We start from the raw sequence: 404 nt of genomic DNA, 5'->3' as shown, positions 1-404 counted from the left end.
GGCGGGGTCTGTGCCGGCTATATCATGGACCGGTTCGGCGTACGCTGGGTCTTCGCCATGATGGCCATCCTCTGGTCCGTCTTTAACGCGCTGACCGGTTTCTTCAGCTCCTGGCTCCCCATGATGATACTCCGGATGGGCATTGGCCTCACCGAATCCACCTTCAATCCTGCCGGAATGAAAGTCTCAGCCCAGTGGTTCCCGCCCCGGGAGCGTGGCCTGGCCTGTGGGATCTACAGCATCGGCACTTCAGCCGGGGCCATGCTCGCTCCGCCCGTAGTCGCCTGGTCCATCATCCATTACAACTGGCGCATCGCCTTTGTCGTGGCGAGCGTCTTCGGGATTGTCTGGTCCGTGCTCTGGCTGATTGCCTACCGCGCCCCGGAAAAACACGGCCTCATCAC

At 61.6% G+C, this 404-nt stretch carries 1 protein-coding gene; it reads left to right on the top strand.

The features are described from left to right. Positions 1-24: 24 nt before the first annotated feature. The coding region (locus tag OGY04_RS00050) for an MFS transporter (RefSeq protein ID WP_353655324.1) at positions 25-404 on the top strand (380 nt) is incomplete at its 3' end.

This window comes from Citrobacter sp. Cpo091 (assembly GCF_030332645.1).
In the GTDB taxonomy this organism is placed as follows: Bacteria; Pseudomonadota; Gammaproteobacteria; order Enterobacterales; family Enterobacteriaceae; genus Citrobacter; species Citrobacter portucalensis.
Note: the sequence above shows the minus strand (reverse complement) of the source record. Positions and strands in the feature narration are given on the sequence as shown.